The sequence below is a fragment of the Pseudomonas arvensis genome (assembly GCF_056688935.1).
Window position 1 is genome coordinate 5,588,616 of the sequence record NZ_CP162038.1, and the last position, 18,535, is coordinate 5,607,150.

At 54.5% G+C, this 18,535-nt stretch carries 11 protein-coding genes, 6 tRNA genes and 2 rRNA genes; all 19 read right to left on the reverse strand.

What is annotated here, in order from left to right:
- Positions 1-43 precede the first annotated feature (43 nt).
- Positions 44-4,243, reverse strand: coding sequence for a DNA-directed RNA polymerase subunit beta' (rpoC, locus tag AB3G88_RS25420; RefSeq protein ID WP_099584605.1), 4,200 nt, complete (start codon positions 4,241-4,243; stop codon positions 44-46).
- Between the two features lie 64 nt (positions 4,244-4,307).
- On the reverse strand, positions 4,308-8,381 hold the full coding sequence (gene rpoB, locus AB3G88_RS25425) for a DNA-directed RNA polymerase subunit beta (RefSeq protein WP_032884533.1): 4,074 nt from the start codon (positions 8,379-8,381) through the stop codon (positions 4,308-4,310).
- Positions 8,382-8,600: 219 nt separating this feature from the next.
- Positions 8,601-8,966, reverse strand: a complete 366-nt coding sequence (gene rplL, locus AB3G88_RS25430; RefSeq protein ID WP_053138313.1) for a 50S ribosomal protein L7/L12 — start codon at positions 8,964-8,966, stop codon at positions 8,601-8,603.
- A gap of 78 nt (positions 8,967-9,044) precedes the next feature.
- The gene (gene rplJ, locus AB3G88_RS25435; RefSeq protein ID WP_003232405.1) at positions 9,045-9,545 is read right to left on the reverse strand and encodes a 50S ribosomal protein L10; all 501 of its coding nucleotides are present in this window, start codon (positions 9,543-9,545) and stop codon (positions 9,045-9,047) included.
- Positions 9,546-9,744: 199 nt separating this feature from the next.
- On the reverse strand, positions 9,745-10,440 hold the full coding sequence (rplA, locus tag AB3G88_RS25440) for a 50S ribosomal protein L1 (protein WP_003176434.1): 696 nt from the start codon (positions 10,438-10,440) through the stop codon (positions 9,745-9,747).
- The gene (rplK, locus tag AB3G88_RS25445) at positions 10,440-10,871 is read right to left on the reverse strand and encodes a 50S ribosomal protein L11 (RefSeq protein WP_003176435.1); all 432 of its coding nucleotides are present in this window, start codon (positions 10,869-10,871) and stop codon (positions 10,440-10,442) included. Before rplK ends, rplA begins: the two co-directional genes overlap by 1 nt.
- 117 nt (positions 10,872-10,988) lie before the next feature.
- Positions 10,989-11,522, reverse strand: a complete 534-nt coding sequence (gene nusG / locus AB3G88_RS25450; RefSeq protein ID WP_003176436.1) for a transcription termination/antitermination protein NusG — start codon at positions 11,520-11,522, stop codon at positions 10,989-10,991.
- 9 nt (positions 11,523-11,531) lie between these two features.
- On the reverse strand, positions 11,532-11,900 hold the full coding sequence (gene secE, locus AB3G88_RS25455; protein ID WP_003194658.1) for a preprotein translocase subunit SecE: 369 nt from the start codon (positions 11,898-11,900) through the stop codon (positions 11,532-11,534).
- Positions 11,901-11,945: 45 nt separating this feature from the next.
- A tRNA-Trp gene (locus tag AB3G88_RS25460) sits at positions 11,946-12,021 on the reverse strand.
- Between the two features lie 164 nt (positions 12,022-12,185).
- Positions 12,186-12,261, reverse strand: a tRNA-Thr gene (locus AB3G88_RS25465).
- A gap of 25 nt (positions 12,262-12,286) precedes the next feature.
- Positions 12,287-12,360: transfer RNA gene (locus AB3G88_RS25470), tRNA-Gly, on the reverse strand.
- A gap of 24 nt (positions 12,361-12,384) precedes the next feature.
- Positions 12,385-12,469, reverse strand: a tRNA-Tyr gene (locus tag AB3G88_RS25475).
- 142 nt (positions 12,470-12,611) lie between these two features.
- Positions 12,612-13,058 (reverse strand): hypothetical protein, encoded by a 447-nt coding sequence (locus AB3G88_RS25480; protein WP_480452162.1) that lies wholly within the window; start codon positions 13,056-13,058, stop codon positions 12,612-12,614.
- 7 nt (positions 13,059-13,065) lie between these two features.
- Positions 13,066-13,815: a pantothenate kinase gene (locus tag AB3G88_RS25485; RefSeq protein ID WP_480452164.1), complete on the reverse strand. Its 750-nt coding sequence runs from the start codon at positions 13,813-13,815 to the stop codon at positions 13,066-13,068.
- Complete coding sequence (gene birA / locus AB3G88_RS25490) at positions 13,805-14,764, reverse strand: bifunctional biotin--[acetyl-CoA-carboxylase] ligase/biotin operon repressor BirA (protein WP_480452167.1); 960 nt, start codon at positions 14,762-14,764, stop codon at positions 13,805-13,807. Before birA ends, AB3G88_RS25485 begins: the two co-directional genes overlap by 11 nt.
- 165 nt (positions 14,765-14,929) lie before the next feature.
- Positions 14,930-15,045, reverse strand: a 5S ribosomal RNA gene (rrf, locus tag AB3G88_RS25495).
- Positions 15,046-15,196: 151 nt separating this feature from the next.
- A 23S ribosomal RNA gene (locus tag AB3G88_RS25500) occupies positions 15,197-18,088 on the reverse strand.
- A gap of 247 nt (positions 18,089-18,335) precedes the next feature.
- A tRNA-Ala gene (locus AB3G88_RS25505) sits at positions 18,336-18,411 on the reverse strand.
- A gap of 30 nt (positions 18,412-18,441) precedes the next feature.
- Positions 18,442-18,518, reverse strand: a tRNA-Ile gene (locus AB3G88_RS25510).
- Between the last annotated feature and the right edge of the window lie 17 nt (positions 18,519-18,535).

The window sequence follows — 18,535 nt, forward strand, 5'->3', positions numbered from 1 at the left end:
GACGAATGGGGCTGCCAGGGCCCAGTCTTATCTAGTGCAGAACTCAGTTACCGCTTGAGTTCAGTGCTTCGGTCAGTGCAGCTTCCACTTCACTGGCGCTAACGCGCAGCGGCTTGTCAGCATCACGGCGACGCTTACGCTCGCTGTGATAAGCCAAACCGGTACCCGCCGGGATCAGACGACCCACGACCACGTTCTCTTTCAGGCCGCGCAGGTAATCGCGCTTGCCGGTTACCGCTGCTTCGGTCAGTACACGAGTGGTCTCCTGGAAGGAGGCCGCCGAGATGAACGATTCAGTGGACAGCGACGCCTTGGTGATACCCAGCAGCACACGAGTGAACTTGGAAACGAATTTCTCGTCGCCAGCCAGACGCTCGTTTTCTACCAGTACGTGAGTCAGTTCCATCTGGTCGCCCTTGATGAAACTGGAATCGCCGGATTCAGCGATTTCAACTTTACGCAGCATCTGACGCAGGATGGTCTCGATGTGCTTATCGTTGATCTTCACGCCTTGCAGGCGATAAACGTCCTGGATCTCGTTAACGATGTACTTGGCCAGCGCACTTACACCCAGCAGACGCAGGATGTCGTGTGGATCGCTCGGGCCGTCGGAGATAACTTCGCCGCGGTTTACCTGTTCGCCTTCGAAAACGTTCAGGTGACGCCACTTTGGAATCAGCTCTTCGTACGGATCGGTACCGTCGTTCGGGGTGATAACCAGGCGGCGCTTGCCCTTGGTCTCTTTGCCGAACGCGATGGTGCCGCTGACTTCTGCCAGAATCGACGCTTCTTTCGGACGACGAGCTTCGAACAAGTCGGCAACACGCGGCAGACCACCGGTGATGTCGCGAGTCTTCGAAGTTTCTTGCGGGATACGCGCGATAACATCACCGATCGCGATCTTCGCACCATCCGCTACACCGACCAGGGCGTTGGCTGGCAGGAAGTACTGAGCGATTACGTCAGTGCCTGGCAGCAACAGATCCTTGCCGTTGTCATCGACCATCTTCACGGCAGGACGGATGTCTTTACCGGCAGCTGGACGATCTTTGGCGTCGAGTACTTCAATGTTGGTCATACCGGTCAATTCGTCAGTCTGACGCTTGATCGTGATGCCTTCTTCCATGCCCACGTAGGTCACGGTACCTTTCATTTCGGTAACGATTGGGTGAGTGTGCGGATCCCACTTGGCCACGATAGCGCCAGCGTCGACCTTGTCACCTTCTTTAACCGAAATCACAGCACCGTACGGCAGCTTGTAGCGCTCACGCTCACGACCGTAGTCATCAGCGATGGCCAGTTCGCCGGAACGGGACACAGCAACCAGGTGACCATCCACTCGCTCAACGTGCTTGAGGTTGTGCAGACGGACGGTACCGCCATTCTTCACCTGAACGCTGTCCGCAGCGGAGGTCCGGCTTGCCGCACCACCGATGTGGAACGTACGCATGGTCAGCTGGGTACCCGGCTCACCGATGGACTGGGCAGCGATAACGCCGACCGCTTCACCGATGTTCACCTGGTGACCACGAGCCAAGTCACGGCCGTAGCACTTGGCGCAGATGCCGTAGCGGGTTTCACAGCTGATCGGCGAGCGAACGATCACTTCGTCGATGCTGTTGAGTTCGATGAACTCGACCCACTTTTCATCTACCAGGGTGCCGGCAGGAACGATAATTTCCTCGGTACCTGGCTTGAATACGTCACGTGCAATAACTCGACCCAATACGCGCTCACCCAGCGGCTCTACAACGTCACCGCCTTCAATGTGCGGAGTCATCAGCAAGCCGTGCTCGGTGCCGCAATCGATCTCGGTTACAACCAGATCTTGTGCAACGTCTACCAGACGACGAGTCAGGTAACCGGAGTTAGCGGTTTTCAACGCGGTATCCGCAAGACCCTTACGAGCACCGTGAGTGGAGATGAAGTACTGGAGTACGCTCAAACCTTCACGGAAGTTCGCAGTAATCGGCGTTTCGATGATGGAACCGTCCGGCTTGGCCATCAGGCCACGCATACCGGCGAGCTGACGGATCTGCGCAGCAGAACCCCGTGCGCCCGAGTCGGCCATCATGTACATCGAGTTGAAGGATTCCTGGTCAACTTCGTCGCCGTGACGGTCGATGACTTTCTCTTTCGAGAGGTTGGCCATCATCGCCTTGGAGACTTCGTCGTTGGCCTTGGACCAAAGGTCGATCACTTTGTTGTACTTCTCGCCCTGTGTTACCAGGCCCGAGGCGTACTGGCTTTCGATCTCTTTCACTTCATCGGTTGCAGCTGCGATGATGCGGGCTTTTTCATCCGGGATAACGAAGTCGTTAACACCGATGGAAACGCCGGAGATGGTCGAATAAGCAAAACCGGTGTACATCAACTGGTCAGCGAAGATCACGGTCTCTTTCAAACCAACCACGCGGTAGCACTGGTTGATCAGCTTGGAGATCGCCTTTTTCTTCATCGGCAGGTTGACGACGTCGTAGGACAGACCTTTTGGCACAACTTGATACAGCAGCGCACGGCCGACAGTGGTGTCGACGATACGAGTGCCGCTCACGCTGCCGCCGTCACGGTCGTTGACGGTTTCGTTGATCCGCACTTTGACCTTGGCGTGCAGTGCGGCTTCGCCGGCACGGAACACACGGTCAACTTCTTGCAGGTCAGCGAACACACGACCTTCGCCTTTGGCGTTGATCGCTTCACGGGTCATGTAGTACAGACCCAATACAACGTCCTGCGACGGAACGATGATTGGCTCACCGTTGGCTGGCGACAGAATGTTGTTGGTCGACATCATCAACGCACGCGCTTCCAACTGGGCTTCCAGTGTCAGCGGTACGTGCACGGCCATTTGGTCGCCGTCGAAGTCGGCGTTGTACGCAGCGCAGACCAGAGGGTGCAGCTGGATAGCCTTACCTTCGATCAGTACCGGTTCAAACGCCTGGATACCCAGACGGTGAAGGGTCGGTGCACGGTTGAGGAGAACCGGGTGTTCGCGAATCACTTCAGCAAGAACGTCCCAAACCTCTGGCAGTTCGCGCTCGACCATTTTCTTGGCCGCTTTGATGGTGGTCGCGAGACCGCGCATTTCCAGCTTGCCGAAGATGAATGGCTTGAACAGCTCAAGTGCCATCTTCTTAGGCAGACCGCACTGGTGCAGACGCAGGGTCGGGCCTACGGTAATTACCGAACGACCGGAGTAGTCAACACGCTTGCCAAGCAAGTTCTGACGGAAACGACCTTGCTTACCCTTGATCATGTCAGCCAAGGATTTCAGAGGACGCTTGTTCGAACCCGTGATAGCGCGGCCACGACGGCCGTTGTCGAGCAGTGCATCGACCGCTTCTTGCAACATACGCTTTTCGTTGCGCACGATGATGTCCGGAGCGGACAGATCAAGCAGACGCTTCAAGCGGTTGTTACGGTTGATCACGCGGCGGTACAGGTCGTTGAGGTCGGACGTTGCGAAACGACCACCATCCAACGGTACCAGCGGACGCAGGTCTGGCGGCAGAACCGGCAGAACGGTCAGCACCATCCACTCTGGCAAGTTGCCGGAACCTTGGAAGGCTTCCATCAACTTCAGACGCTTGGACAGCTTCTTGATCTTGGTTTCCGAGTTGGTTTGCGGAATCTCTTCGCGCAGACGGCCAATCTCGTGTTCCAGGTCGATAGCGTGCAGCAGTTCGCGGACAGCTTCGGCACCCATGCGGGCATCGAAATCGTCGCCGAACTCTTCCAGCGCTTCGAAGTACTGCTCATCGTTCAGCAACTGACCTTTTTCAAGGGTAGTCATGCCTGGATCGATAACGACATAGCTCTCGAAGTAGAGAACGCGCTCGATATCACGCAGGGTCATGTCCATCAGCAAGCCGATACGGGACGGCAGCGATTTCAGGAACCAGATGTGGGCAACCGGCGAAGCCAGTTCGATGTGCGCCATACGCTCACGACGAACCTTGGCCAGCGCGACTTCAACGCCGCACTTCTCGCAGATCACGCCACGGTGCTTCAAGCGCTTGTACTTACCGCACAGGCACTCGTAATCCTTTACCGGGCCAAAGATCTTGGCGCAGAACAGGCCGTCACGCTCAGGTTTGAACGTACGGTAGTTGATGGTTTCCGGCTTTTTAACTTCACCGAACGACCACGAACGGATCATCTCAGGCGATGCCAATCCAATACGGATGGCGTCGAACTCTTCGACTTGACCCTGGTTTTTCAGCAAATTCAGTAGGTCTTTCAAGGCCTTTCCTCCTGGCGGAGCAGAGAGCGGGCTAAACAGCCCCGCTCTCGATTCGCGTCACGTGTTATTCGGTTTCCAGATCGATATCGATGCCGAGGGAACGAATTTCTTTGATCAACACGTTGAAGGACTCGGGCATGCCCGGCTCCATACGGTGATCGCCGTCCACGATGTTTTTGTACATCTTGGTACGACCGTTCACATCGTCCGACTTCACTGTGAGCATTTCTTGCAGAGTGTATGCAGCACCGTATGCTTCCAGTGCCCAGACCTCCATCTCCCCGAAACGCTGACCACCGAACTGAGCCTTACCACCCAGCGGCTGCTGGGTAACCAGGCTGTACGAACCGGTAGAACGAGCGTGCATCTTATCGTCTACCAAGTGGTTCAGCTTCAGCATGTACATGTAGCCAACAGTAACCGGGCGCTCAAACTTGTTGCCGGTACGGCCGTCGAACAGCTGCATCTGGCCGCTTTCTGGCAGGTCTGCCAGTTTCAGCATGGCCTTGATTTCGCTTTCCTTGGCACCGTCGAACACCGGGGTAGCCATTGGAACGCCGCCGCGCAGGTTCTTCGCCAGATCCAGGATTTCCTGGTCGGAGAAGGTGTCCAGCTCTTCGTTGCGACCGCCGATCTCGTTGTAGATCTCGTGCAGGAACTTACGCAGATCTGCGACCTTGCGCTGCTCTTCGATCATACGGTTGATCTTCTCGCCCAGACCTTTGGCCGCGAGGCCCAGGTGGGTTTCAAGGATCTGACCAACGTTCATACGCGAAGGTACGCCCAACGGGTTGAGGACGACGTCGACCGGGGTGCCATTGGCATCGTGCGGCATGTCTTCAACCGGCATGATCACGGAGACCACACCCTTGTTACCGTGACGACCGGCCATCTTGTCGCCCGGCTGGATGCGGCGACGGATTGCCAGGTAAACCTTGACGATTTTCAGCACGCCTGGAGCCAGGTCATCGCCCTGCTGCAGTTTGCGCTTCTTGTCTTCGAACTTGTCGTCCAGCAGACGGCGGCGATCAACGATGTAGGCCTGGGCCTTCTCGAGTTGCTCGTTCAGAGCATCTTCAGCCATGCGCAGCTTGAACCACTGGCCGTGCTCAAGACCGTCGAGGATTTCGTCGGTGATGTCCTGACCTTTCTTCAGACCTGCGCCGCCTTCGGCCTTGTGGCCTACCAGAGCGGAACGCAGACGTTCGAAGGTCGCGCCTTCAACGATACGGAACTCTTCGTTAAGGTCCTTGCGGATCTCGTCGAGTTGAGTCTTCTCGATGGACAGTGCACGAGCATCACGCTCAACGCCGTCACGGGTGAAGACCTGTACGTCGATGACAGTACCTTTGGTACCGGTAGGTACACGCAGGGAGGTGTCTTTAACGTCGCTGGCTTTTTCACCGAAGATCGCACGCAGCAGCTTCTCTTCCGGAGTCAGTTGGGTCTCGCCTTTCGGAGTGACCTTACCAACCAGGATGTCGCCTGCGCCTACTTCAGCACCTACGTAAACAATACCGGCTTCGTCCAGCTTGTTCAGTGCAGCTTCACCCACGTTCGGGATGTCTGCAGTGATCTCTTCAGGCCCAAGCTTGGTATCACGTGCCACACAGGTCAGTTCCTGAATGTGGATCGTGGTGAAGCGGTCTTCTTGAACAACACGCTCGGACAGGCAGATGGAGTCTTCGAAGTTGAAGCCGTTCCATGCCATGAACGCGATGCGCATGTTCTGACCCAGAGCCAGTTCACCCATGTCGGTGGACGGACCGTCGGCCATGATGTCGCTACGCTGAACGCGATCACCCTTGCTCACCAGCGGACGCTGGTTGATGCAGGTGTTCTGGTTCGAGCGGGTGTATTTGGTCAGGTTGTAGATGTCGACACCGGCTTCGCCAGTTTCAACTTCGTCATCGGCAACGCGAACCACGATACGGCTGGCGTCAACGGAGTCGATCACGCCGCCACGACGAGCCACGACGCAAACGCCGGAGTCACGGGCTACGTTACGCTCCATGCCGGTACCTACCAGCGGCTTGTCAGCACGCAGGGTCGGTACAGCTTGACGCTGCATGTTGGAACCCATCAACGCACGGTTGGCGTCATCGTGCTCCAGGAACGGGATCAGCGACGCTGCAACCGAAACTACCTGCTTCGGCGAAACGTCCATCAAGGTGACGTCTTCCGGCGCCTTGACGGTGAACTCGTTCAAGTGACGAACAGCTACCAGTTCGTCGATCAGGACTTTCTTGTCGTTCATCGTGGCCGAAGCCTGAGCGATCACGTGATCAGCTTCTTCGATAGCAGACAGGAACACGATCTCGTCGGTGACCAGAGCGTCTTTCACCACACGGTACGGGCTCTCAAGGAAGCCGTACTGGTTGGTGCGCGCATAAGCGGCCAGGGAGTTGATCAGACCGATGTTCGGACCTTCCGGCGTTTCGATCGGGCATACACGACCGTAGTGCGTAGGGTGAACGTCACGAACCTCAAAGCCTGCACGCTCACGGGTCAGACCGCCCGGGCCCAGTGCAGAAACACGGCGCTTGTGGGTGATCTCGGAGAGCGGGTTGTTCTGGTCCATGAACTGCGAGAGCTGGCTGGAACCGAAGAACTCTTTCACCGCCGCAGCCACTGGCTTGGCGTTGATCAGGTCTTGCGGCATCAGGCCTTCGCTTTCTGCCATCGACAGACGCTCTTTGACCGCACGCTCAACACGTACCAGGCCAACACGGAACTGGTTCTCAGCCATTTCGCCTACGCAGCGAACACGACGGTTACCCAGGTGGTCGATGTCATCGACGATGCCTTTGCCGTTACGGATGTCGACCAGAGTCTTCAAGACCGCAACGATGTCTTCCTTGCACAGCACGCCCGAACCTTCGATCTCGGTACGACCGATACGACGGTTGAACTTCATCCGGCCGACCGCAGACAGGTCATAACGCTCAGGGCTGAAGAACAGGTTATTGAACAAGGTTTCGGCTGCGTCTTTGGTAGGTGGCTCGCCAGGACGCATCATGCGATAGATCTCGACCAGCGCTTCCAATTGGTTGCTGGTGGAGTCGATCTTCAGGGTGTCGGAGACGAACGGACCGCAGTCGATATCGTTGGTGTACAGAGTCTCGATGCGAACAACCTGAGCCTTGGCAATCTTGGCCAGGATCTCAGTGTTCAGCTCGGTGTTGCACTCAGCCAGGATTTCTCCAGTAGCAGGGTGAACGATGACTTTAGCGGTCGTGCGACCCAGGACGTAGTCCAGAGGCACTTCCAGCGATTTGATGCCGGCTTTTTCGATCTGGTTGATGTGGCGCGCAGTGATACGACGGCCCGCTTCAACAATGACCTTGCCATTTTCATCCTGAATGTCCAGGACCGCAATTTCACCGCGCAGACGCGAAGCAATCAGCTCAAGGCTTAGAGTTTCATCCTTGAGGCTGAACACGTTGGTGGTATAGAAAGCGTCCAGCACTTGCTCAGTGGTGTAACCGAGCGCGCGCAGCAGTACCGAGGCCGGCAGCTTGCGACGACGGTCGATACGCACGAACACGCAGTCTTTCGGGTCGAACTCGAAGTCCAACCACGAACCGCGGTACGGAATGATGCGTGCGGAGTACAACAGTTTACCGGAGCTGTGCGTCTTGCCGCGGTCGTGGTCAAAGAACACGCCCGGGGAACGGTGCAGCTGGGAAACAATTACACGCTCGGTACCGTTGATAACGAAGGTACCGTTCTCAGTCATCAATGGGATTTCGCCCATGTAGACTTCTTGCTCTTTGATGTCCTTGATCGCTTTGTTCGACGATTCTTTGTCGAAAATGATCAGACGGACTTTTACCCGCAAAGGTACGGCGTACGTAACGCCACGCAACACGCATTCTTTGACATCAAATGCCGGTTCGCCCAGGCGATAACCGACGTACTCCAGCGCAGCATTGCCGGAGTAGCTGATGATCGGGAAAACGGATTTGAAGGCCGCATGCAGGCCCACGTCGCGGAACTGATCTTTGGTCGCTCCCGCCTGCAAGAATTCACGATACGAATCCAGCTGGATAGCCAGAAGGTACGGGACATCCATGACGTCCGGCAACTTGCTAAAGTCCTTGCGGATACGTTTTTTCTCAGTATATGAGTAAGCCATCAGCGTTCCCCAGCTTGGTCACCTGCTTGTTTGGCCCCTCCGACGGGAGCAGCCAGAAAATCTTGCAAACCCCATGGTTTGCACCACCGCATCGGGTGGCTACAGCGCGTTAATGGCGGCGACCGAGTCGACAGCCAAGAACGGAAAAAGGCCGGTGGCAAGAGCCACCAGCCATCAGCCTTCAGCTTAACGCTTGGGCTGGAGACGCAATGTCGATGCTTACTTCAGCTCGACTTTAGCGCCTGCTTCTTCCAGAGTTGCCTTGGCTTTGTCGCCTGCATCTTTGGTCACTGCTTCCAGAACCATAGCAGGAGCGCCGTCAACTACAGCCTTGGCTTCTTTCAAGCCCAGACCGGTCAGTTCACGTACTGCCTTGATCACGTTTACTTTCTTCTCGCCAGCTTCCAGCAGCATGACGTTGAATTCGGTTTGCTCTTCAACAACGGCAGCAGCAGCAGCTGGGCCAGCGGAAGCAGCGGCAGCGGAAACGCCGAATTTTTCTTCGAAAGCTTTGATCAGCTCAACAACCTGCAGAACCGACATTTCAGCTACGGCGTTGAGGATATCGTCTTGGGAGATAGACATTGCTGTATTTCCTGAATTGGGGGACGGCCTACGCGGCCATCGAAATAAACAAAAATACGCGAGAGAATTTGCTCAGCCTTAGGCTGCGGCAGCTTCTTTTTGCTCGCGAACTGCAGCCAGAGTACGAGCCAGCTTGCTGGTAGCGCCTTGAATCACGCTCATCAGCTGCGAAATGGCTTCGTCGCGGGTCGGCAGTGTTGCCAGTACGTCGATTTGGTTAGCTGCGAGGAACTTGCCCTCGAACGCAGCTGCCTTGATCTCGAACTTATCCTGACTCTTGGCGAATTCCTTGAACAAACGGGCAGCAGCGCCTGGATGATCCTTGGAGAACGCGATCAGAGTCGGGCCTGTGAACACGTCGTTGAGGACACTGTATTCAGTGTCAGCAACGGCGCGCTTGAGCAGGGTGTTACGTACAACACGTACGTATACGCCAGCTTCACGAGCCTCTTTACGGAGTCCGGTCATAGCGCCTACTGTCACACCACGGGCATCAGCCACGACAGCGGACAGAGCAGCTTTGGCAGCCTCGTTGACTTCAGCGACGATGGCCTTCTTGTCTTCGAGATTAATTGCCACGGGTTTAACTCCTGCTTGTTACCGTTTCATCTGGCCGGAGCCGGATGTCGTTTTGGTGTCTGATTCGGTAAGGAACCGGGAGCACCATCTGCGTAGGCTTTTGGTTTAAGACTTGCGTCGCCTACGGTCTTGGATAGCCCCCGCCAGGCAGGGACCCCAATTTTTCCAATTGACGCAATCGCTTGCGCCAATCTGTGTCTTATACGTCCAGCGAGCCTTGGTCGATGACCAGACCTGGGCCCATAGTGGTGCTCAGGGTAACGCGCTTGACGTAGATACCTTTCGAGGAAGCTGGCTTGATACGCTTCAGATCAGCGATCAGGGCTTCAACGTTTTCCTTCAGCTTGACGGCGTCGAAGCCGACTTTGCCAACGGAGGTGTGAATGATGCCGTTTTTGTCGGTGCGATAACGAACCTGACCAGCCTTGGCGTTTTTAACCGCGGTAGCTACGTCTGGAGTTACGGTGCCGACTTTAGGGTTAGGCATCAGGCCGCGCGGGCCCAGGATCTGACCCAATTGACCTACAACGCGCATTGCATCCGGGGAAGCAATAACTACGTCATAGTTCAGGTCGCCGCCTTTCATTTCGGCAGCCAGGTCGTCCATGCCAACGCGATCAGCGCCAGCGGCCAGAGCTGCTTCAGCAGCTGGACCTTGGGTGAAGACGGCTACACGTACAGTCTTGCCAGTACCGTGTGGCAGCACAGTAGCGCTACGAACGACCTGGTCGGATTTACGTGGGTCAACACCCAGGTTTACAGCAACGTCAACAGACTCGCTGAACTTGACAGTCGACAGCTCGGTCAGCAGAGCAGCAGCGTCTACAAAGTTGTAGGACTTGCCCGCTTCGATTTTGCCGGCGATAGCCTTTTGGCGCTTGGTCAGCTTAGCCATTACACACCCTCCACGTTAAGGCCCATGCTACGAGCAGAACCGGCGATGGTACGCACGGCTGCATCCATATCAGCTGCAGTCAGATCCGCGTTTTTGGTTTTCGCGATTTCTTCCAGCTGAGCACGAGTTACGGTGCCAACCTTAACGGTGTTAGGACGAGCGGAACCGCTAGTCAGACCAGCAGCTTTCTTAAGCAAAACCGAAGCCGGGGTCGACTTGGTTTCGAAAGTGAAGCTACGGTCGCTGTATACAGTGATGATCACTGGAGTCGGCAGACCTGGCTCAAGACCCTGAGTACGGGCGTTGAAAGCCTTGCAGAATTCCATGATGTTCACGCCGTGCTGACCCAGAGCTGGACCAACAGGTGGGCTTGGGTTGGCCTGAGCGGCCTTCACTTGCAGCTTGATGTAAGCGGTAATCTTCTTGGCCATGAGGCACTCCAATTACGGGTTCAAACGCCTCGAAAGGCTCCCCGGTTACTTGCGCGTTTATCCCAGTGACGACAAAACCCCACAGCCTAAGGCTGCGGGGTTGGGATGCTTATTCAGCTAGACCTTCTCGACCTGGCTGAACTCCAACTCTACCGGAGTAGAGCGACCGAAAATGAGCACCGCCACTTGGATCCGGCTCTTTTCGTAGTTAACTTCTTCGACAGTACCGTTGAAATCAGCAAACGGACCATCTGTGACACGAACAACCTCACCCGGCTCGAACAACGTCTTCGGCTTAGGCTTGTCGCTACCATCAGCAACACGACGCAGAATTGCTTCTGCCTCTTTGTCAGTGATTGGAGCAGGCTTATCAGCAGTACCGCCAATGAAACCCATGACACGAGGAGTGTCCTTGACCAAGTGCCAAGTACCTTCATTCATGTCCATCTGAACCAGCACATAGCCAGGGAAGAACTTACGCTCACTTTTGCGCTTCTGACCATTCCGCATTTCAACCACTTCTTCAGTGGGAACCAGAATTTCGCCGAAGCCATCTTCCATGCCTGCCAGCTTTACGCGCTCTAGCAAAGAGCGCATAACATGCTTCTCGTAACCCGAGTAAGCATGCACAACGTACCAACGCTTAGCCACGGGACACCCTTAGCCAACAATCAAGGAAACAAGCCAGCCGAGGAGGGAATCAAGCCCCCACAACAGCAACGCCATAACCAGAACAACAGCCACAACAATCAACGTGGTCTGCGTGGTTTCTTGGCGAGTCGGCCAAACGACTTTACGGATTTCGGTGCGAGCTTCCTTCACCAGAACCGCGAAAGACTTGCCCTTGGCAGTCTGCAAGCCTACAAAGGCAGCTACAGCAGCAAGAGCAAGCAAAGCGAGAACGCGGTACAGGATCGGCGAAGCAGAGTAGTACTGATTGCCAACAACGCCTACGACCACCAATGCGACCACAGCGAGCCACTTGACGAGATCGAAACGAGAGCTTTGAGCTTCAGCCTTAGGAGTCATCTATGAAGATCCTGTGAAAAGAAAGCCAGACACACCACGTGAATCTGGCAGGTCAGGAGGGAATCGAACCCCCAACCTACGGTTTTGGAGACCGTCGCTCTGCCAATTGAGCTACTGACCTAAAACAAAATCAGGCCGACCATTATGCAGGCCTGAAAAAGACTTTACAACAACCAACCCCACTAGACTTGAAATCACCTGACAACATCATCGCCAGATACAACACCCTCAAGCCGAGGCAGCTGTTAAAACAAAGGCAGATATTTTCATATCTGCCTTGTTATATGGAGCTCTTGAGCGGATTTGAACCGCTGACCTCACCCTTACCAAGGGTGTGCTCTACCAACTGAGCTACAAGAGCAAAACACCTGCACAACCTGCAAACTTGGAGCGGGTAGCGGGAATCGAACCCGCATCATCAGCTTGGAAGGCTGAGGTTCTACCACTAAACTATACCCGCGGAGCTTGCAGCTCACGCTAAAAATGGTGGAGGGGGAAGGATTCGAACCTTCGAAGTCGTAGACGTCAGATTTACAGTCTGATCCCTTTGGCCGCTCGGGAACCCCTCCTAAGCGAGCCGGCATTTTACATCACGCCGACCTTCTGTCAAGCATTTTCTCATTTAAATTATGAGGTTAGCTGCATTGACGTCACTTCCCATCAAATCCCCCTAAAGGTCTTCACTGCGAAGCGGGCGCCATTCTATTCAAACTATTCGACAGTTGCAATGCCTTCGCACAGCATTATTTTATGTTTTAACTCATTGAATTCCTTAGCAAGGTTTTCAAAGGGCAGATCCTCAGCCAGACGCCTACTTTCCGGGGCAACCCGGAGCCAGTAACCCTGGGCATCAGGCAAGCTCAGCAACTGAATCCTGACCTTTATATCCAGGCTGGTGAGGCGCTGCTCGACAGATTGCGCCTGGCGCTGATCTACAAAACCACCAATATACAAACAGGTATTTTGCGCATCAGACGCCTTTGCCCGCTCCCTGCGGGCCACGGCGTCAGAGGACTCGCTCAGCAGACGAATATCCTGCTGGCTGCCTCGATAGAGATTCAGAGGAGTGACATCTTTAGCGCGCAACGGCGCCTCTTGTTGATGCCATATGTAGTAAAAAGCGTTGAGGATCAGTAAAAGCAAAAACAGCCAACGCATAAACACCTCAAGATAACGGGCACGCCATCGCCAAACCAACGAAAACCAGATCAGGAACGAGCCGAGCCTGCGGCACAGCATCCAATACCAGATCAGCGTCGCCGCCTGTCAAGAACACGGTGAAGTCATCGCCCCAGTAGCTCCTGGCCAGCTCCAACTGGGTCAGCACAAACCCTCTTAGCATCAACGTACAGCCCCGCTCTACAGCTTCGACCGTGGTGCGACCAGGTGACAGGCACTCCAAGGCCCTTTCAGCGGCGGCATCGCCATACCGGATCTTGCGCGTATGCGTTCGCAGCTGATTCCTCATGAGAGACATACCCGGACAAATGAAGCCCCCCAGGTGCTCTCCATCCGCAGCTATAAAATCTGCCGTCGCCGCCGTACCAAAGTCCAGAACCAAGCAAGCGCCGGATGCCAACTTAAATCCACCAAGCATCGCCAACCAGCGATCGAGCCCCAAGCGCTCGAAATCTTCGTAGCCGTTACGCACCCCAGCCATTTCACGAGCCGAAGCAGCGCAGGTAACAGCAACACCAAATGCATCCACAAGCGCCGCGACCAGCTTGTCTGTCTCCTCCAGCGCACGCACACTCACCAGCCGGCAACGCGTCAGCAACAGGCCAGGCACCGCCAGTAGACTATCAACCAATGCCTCATCAGAACTTGCCACACCTTCTATCGCTACACCAGCCAGACTCGAACCGAGCACACGCCACTTGATAAAGCTGTTCCCACAGTCGAGCTCAAGAATCATCACGCAACCTCAGGCTTAACTCACCACCACTGTATATTTTCTCAATGCCATCGACACTTAAGCGCAACGCACCTTGACGATCAACGCCCAGAACAAATCCATCGACCTCATTGACACCGGCCATGAGCGACACCGCCCTGCCCTGCCAAGCATGGCTTGCCTCCCATTCATCCTGAAGCGCGGCAAAACCTAATGCCCTGTGCCGATCCAGGTACCGCTGCAACTGCAGACCAAGACGGGCAACCAACGAATTGCGATCAACAGGAGAGCCCGTCTCCAACTGCACCGATGTCCATTGCTGGTCAACCTCATCAGCCTTCTGCATATTGACGTTGATACCTATTCCAAGGACAACGTGGCAGATATCCGCAGGGTCCCCTACGAGTTCCAGCAAGATCCCGGCAATTTTCTTATGTCCAACGAGGACGTCGTTAGGCCATTTCAAAGCAGCAGCCTGAACTCCCGATTCACGTAGGGCTTGCATGACTGCCAACCCAACCACAAGGCTTAGCCCCTCCAGTTGCCGCAGACCGCCCTCAATACGCAAGACGAGGCTGTAATACACATTCTGAGCAAACGGACTGACCCACTTTCGACCACGCCTGCCTCTTCCCGCCGTTTGCTGTTCCGCAAGCACTAGGAAGGGGGTTGCGCACTCGACACCCGCAAGGCGCAAAGCTTCAGCATTTGTTGAGTCGATGGAATCGTAGACATGGATAGGCCACGCCAAAGCAGGCGCATGTTGCCGAATTTCCGCAGCGCTCAAGAAAACAAGAGGAGAAGCCAATTGATACCCCTTCCCTCGAATCCTATGAACGGGCAGATTCAATTCGGCTTCAAGGTGCTGGAGCTGCTTCCAAACAGCACTGCGACTAACGCCCAGGGCAGCACCAAGCGCTTCTCCGGAATGGAACCGGCCATCTTTCAGAAGTTCTAACAACGTCAGCATGCAAGTATCGCCTCACAATGAGGCACGCATGATAGCCATGCGCAGGGGCATTGCATAGAAAGGCGGACGCTTAGCATTGAAGCGCACTCCGAGCAGCGCGCCGGACTTTCCGACCGCCCAAAACAAAACCCCATCTGCTTTCGCAAATGGGGTTCTGGAATTTAATCTTGACGATGACCTACTCTCACATGGGGAAACCCCACACTACCATCGGCGATGCATCGTTTCACTACTGAGTTCGGGATGGGATCAGGTGGTTCCAATGCTCTATGGTCGTCAAGAAATTCGGGTACTGAGTCGCGGCCTGTTGGCCTCGCTTCAGCAAATTGGGTATGTGATAGCTTTCGGTGTCTTGTGAGCGTCGAACTTTCGGTTCATCTCGTCTTCACACACCGCAATCTGGCCTTTCGACGCAAATTGCTTGGGTGTTATATGGTCAAGCCTCACGGGCAATTAGTATTGGTTAGCTCAACGCCTCACAGCGCTTACACACCCAACCTATCAACGTCGTAGTCTTCGACGGCCCTTCAGGGAACTCAAGGTTCCAGTGAGATCTCATCTTGAGGCTAGTTTCCCGCTTAGATGCTTTCAGCGGTTATCTATTCCGAACATAGCTACCCGGCAATGCCACTGGCGTGACAACCGGAACACCAGAGGTTCGTCCACTCCGGTCCTCTCGTACTAGGAGCAGCCCCTCTCAAATCTCAAACGTCCACGGCAGATAGGGACCGAACTGTCTCACGACGTTCTAAACCCAGCTCGCGTACCACTTTAAATGGCGAACAGCCATACCCTTGGGACCGGCTTCAGCCCCAGGATGTGATGAGCCGACATCGAGGTGCCAAACACCGCCGTCGATATGAACTCTTGGGCGGTATCAGCCTGTTATCCCCGGAGTACCTTTTATCCGTTGAGCGATGGCCCTTCCATACAGAACCACCGGATCACTAAGACCTACTTTCGTACCTGCTCGACGTGTCTGTCTCGCAGTCAAGCGCGCTTTTGCCTTTATACTCTACGACCGATTTCCGACCGGTCTGAGCGCACCTTCGTACTCCTCCGTTACTCTTTAGGAGGAGACCGCCCCAGTCAAACTACCCACCATACACTGTCCTCGATCCGGATAACGGACCTGAGTTAGAACCTCAAAGTTGCCAGGGTGGTATTTCAAGGTTGGCTCCACGCAGACTGGCGTCCACGCTTCAAAGCCTCCCACCTATCCTACACAAGCAAATTCAAAGTCCAGTGCAAAGCTATAGTAAAGGTTCACGGGGTCTTTCCGTCTAGCCGCGGATACACTGCATCTTCACAGCGATTTCAATTTCACTGAGTCTCGGGTGGAGACAGCGCCGCCATCGTTACGCCATTCGTGCAGGTCGGAACTTACCCGACAAGGAATTTCGCTACCTTAGGACCGTTATAGTTACGGCCGCCGTTTACCGGGGCTTCGATCAAGAGCTTCGCGTTAGCTAACCCCATCAATTAACCTTCCGGCACCGGGCAGGCGTCACACCCTATACGTCCACTTTCGTGTTTGCAGAGTGCTGTGTTTTTAATAAACAGTCGCAGCGGCCTGGTATCTTCGACCGGCATGGGCTTACGGAGCAAGTCCTTCACCCTCACCGGCGCACCTTCTCCCGAAGTTACGGTGCCATTTTGCCTAGTTCCTTCACCCGAGTTCTCTCAAGCGCCTTGGTATTCTCTACCCAACCACCTGTGTCGGTTTGGGGTACGGTTCCTGGTTACCTGAAGCTTAGAAGCTTTTCTTGGAAGCATGGCATCAACCACTTCGCTAACTAAAAGTTAGCTCGTCATCAGCTCTCGGCCTTAAGATCCCGGATTTACCTAAGATCTCAGCCTACCACCTTAAACTTGGACAACCAACGCCAAGCTGGCCTAGCCTTCTCCGTCCCTCCATCGCAATAACCAGAAGTACAGGAATATTAACCTGTTTTCCATCGACTACGCTTTTCAGCCTCGCCTTAGGGACCGACTAACCCTGCGTCGATTAACGTTGCGCAGGAAACCTTGGTCTTTCGGCGTGGGTGTTTTTCACACCCATTGTCGTTACTCATGTCAGCATTCGCACTTCTGATACCTCCAGCAAGCTTCTCAACTCACCTTCACAGGCTTACAGAACGCTCCTCTACCGCATCACTTACGTGATACCCGTAGCTTCGGTGTATGGTTTGAGCCCCGTTACATCTTCCGCGCAGGCCGACTCGACTAGTGAGCTATTACGCTTTCTTTAAAGGGTGGCTGCTTCTAAGCCAACCTCCTAGCTGTCTAAGCCTTCCCACATCGTTTCCCACTTAACCATAACTTTGGGACCTTAGCTGACGGTCTGGGTTGTTTCCCTTTTCACGACGGACGTTAGCACCCGCCGTGTGTCTCCCATGCTCGGCACTTGTAGGTATTCGGAGTTTGCATCGGTTTGGTAAGTCGGGATGACCCCCTAGCCGAAACAGTGCTCTACCCCCTACAGTGATACATGAGGCGCTACCTAAATAGCTTTCGAGGAGAACCAGCTATCTCCGAGCTTGATTAGCCTTTCACTCCGATCCACAGGTCATCCGCTAACTTTTCAACGGTAGTCGGTTCGGTCCTCCAGTTAGTGTTACCCAACCTTCAACCTGCCCATGGATAGATCGCCCGGTTTCGGGTCTATTCCCAGCGACTAGACGCCCTATTAAGACTCGCTTTCGCTACGCCTCCCCTATTCGGTTAAGCTCGCCACTGAAAATAAGTCGCTGACCCATTATACAAAAGGTACGCAGTCACCCAACAAAGTGGGCTCCCACTGCTTGTACGCATACGGTTTCAGGATCTATTTCACTCCCCTCTCCGGGGTTCTTTTCGCCTTTCCCTCACGGTACTAGTTCACTATCGGTCAGTCAGTAGTATTTAGCCTTGGAGGATGGTCCCCCCATATTCAGACAAAGTTTCTCGTGCTCCGTCCTACTCGATTTCATGACTAAGAGATTTTCGCGTACAGGGCTATCACCCACTATGGCCGCACTTTCCAGAGCGTTCCGCTAATCTCAAAGCCACTTAAGGGCTAGTCCCCGTTCGCTCGCCACTACTAAGGGAATCTCGGTTGATTTCTTTTCCTCAGGGTACTTAGATGTTTCAGTTCCCCTGGTTCGCCTCTTACGCCTATGTATTCAGCGTAAGATAACCATCTTATGATGGCTGGGTTCCCCCATTCAGACATCTCCGGATCAAAGTCTGTTTGCCGACTCCCCGAAGCTTTTCGCAGGCTACCACGTCTTTCATCGCCTCTGACTGCCAAGGCATCCACCGTATGCGCTTCTTCACTTGACCATATAACCCCAAGCAATCTGGTTATACTGTGAAGACAACATTCGCCGAAAATTCGAATTTCTCAATTAAGAGAACTCACAAATTTTACCTTAGCCTGATCCGTTACCAGTGAAAGTAACGTTCAGTCTATCTTTCTATCACATACCCAAATTTTTAAAGAACGATCTAATCAAAGACTAGAAATCAACATTCACCATCATCACAATGGAATGCTCATTTCTAAGCTTTCAACAAACAGAAGCAGTAGTGGTGGAGCCAAACGGGATCGAACCGTTGACCTCCTGCGTGCAAGGCAGGCGCTCTCCCAGCTGAGCTATGGCCCCGTATTTCTACAGGCGTTTCCCACACAAAATTGGTGGGTCTGGGCAGATTCGAACTGCCGACCTCACCCTTATCAGGGGTGCGCTCTAACCAACTGAGCTACAGACCCAATTTCGGGCTGCTTCT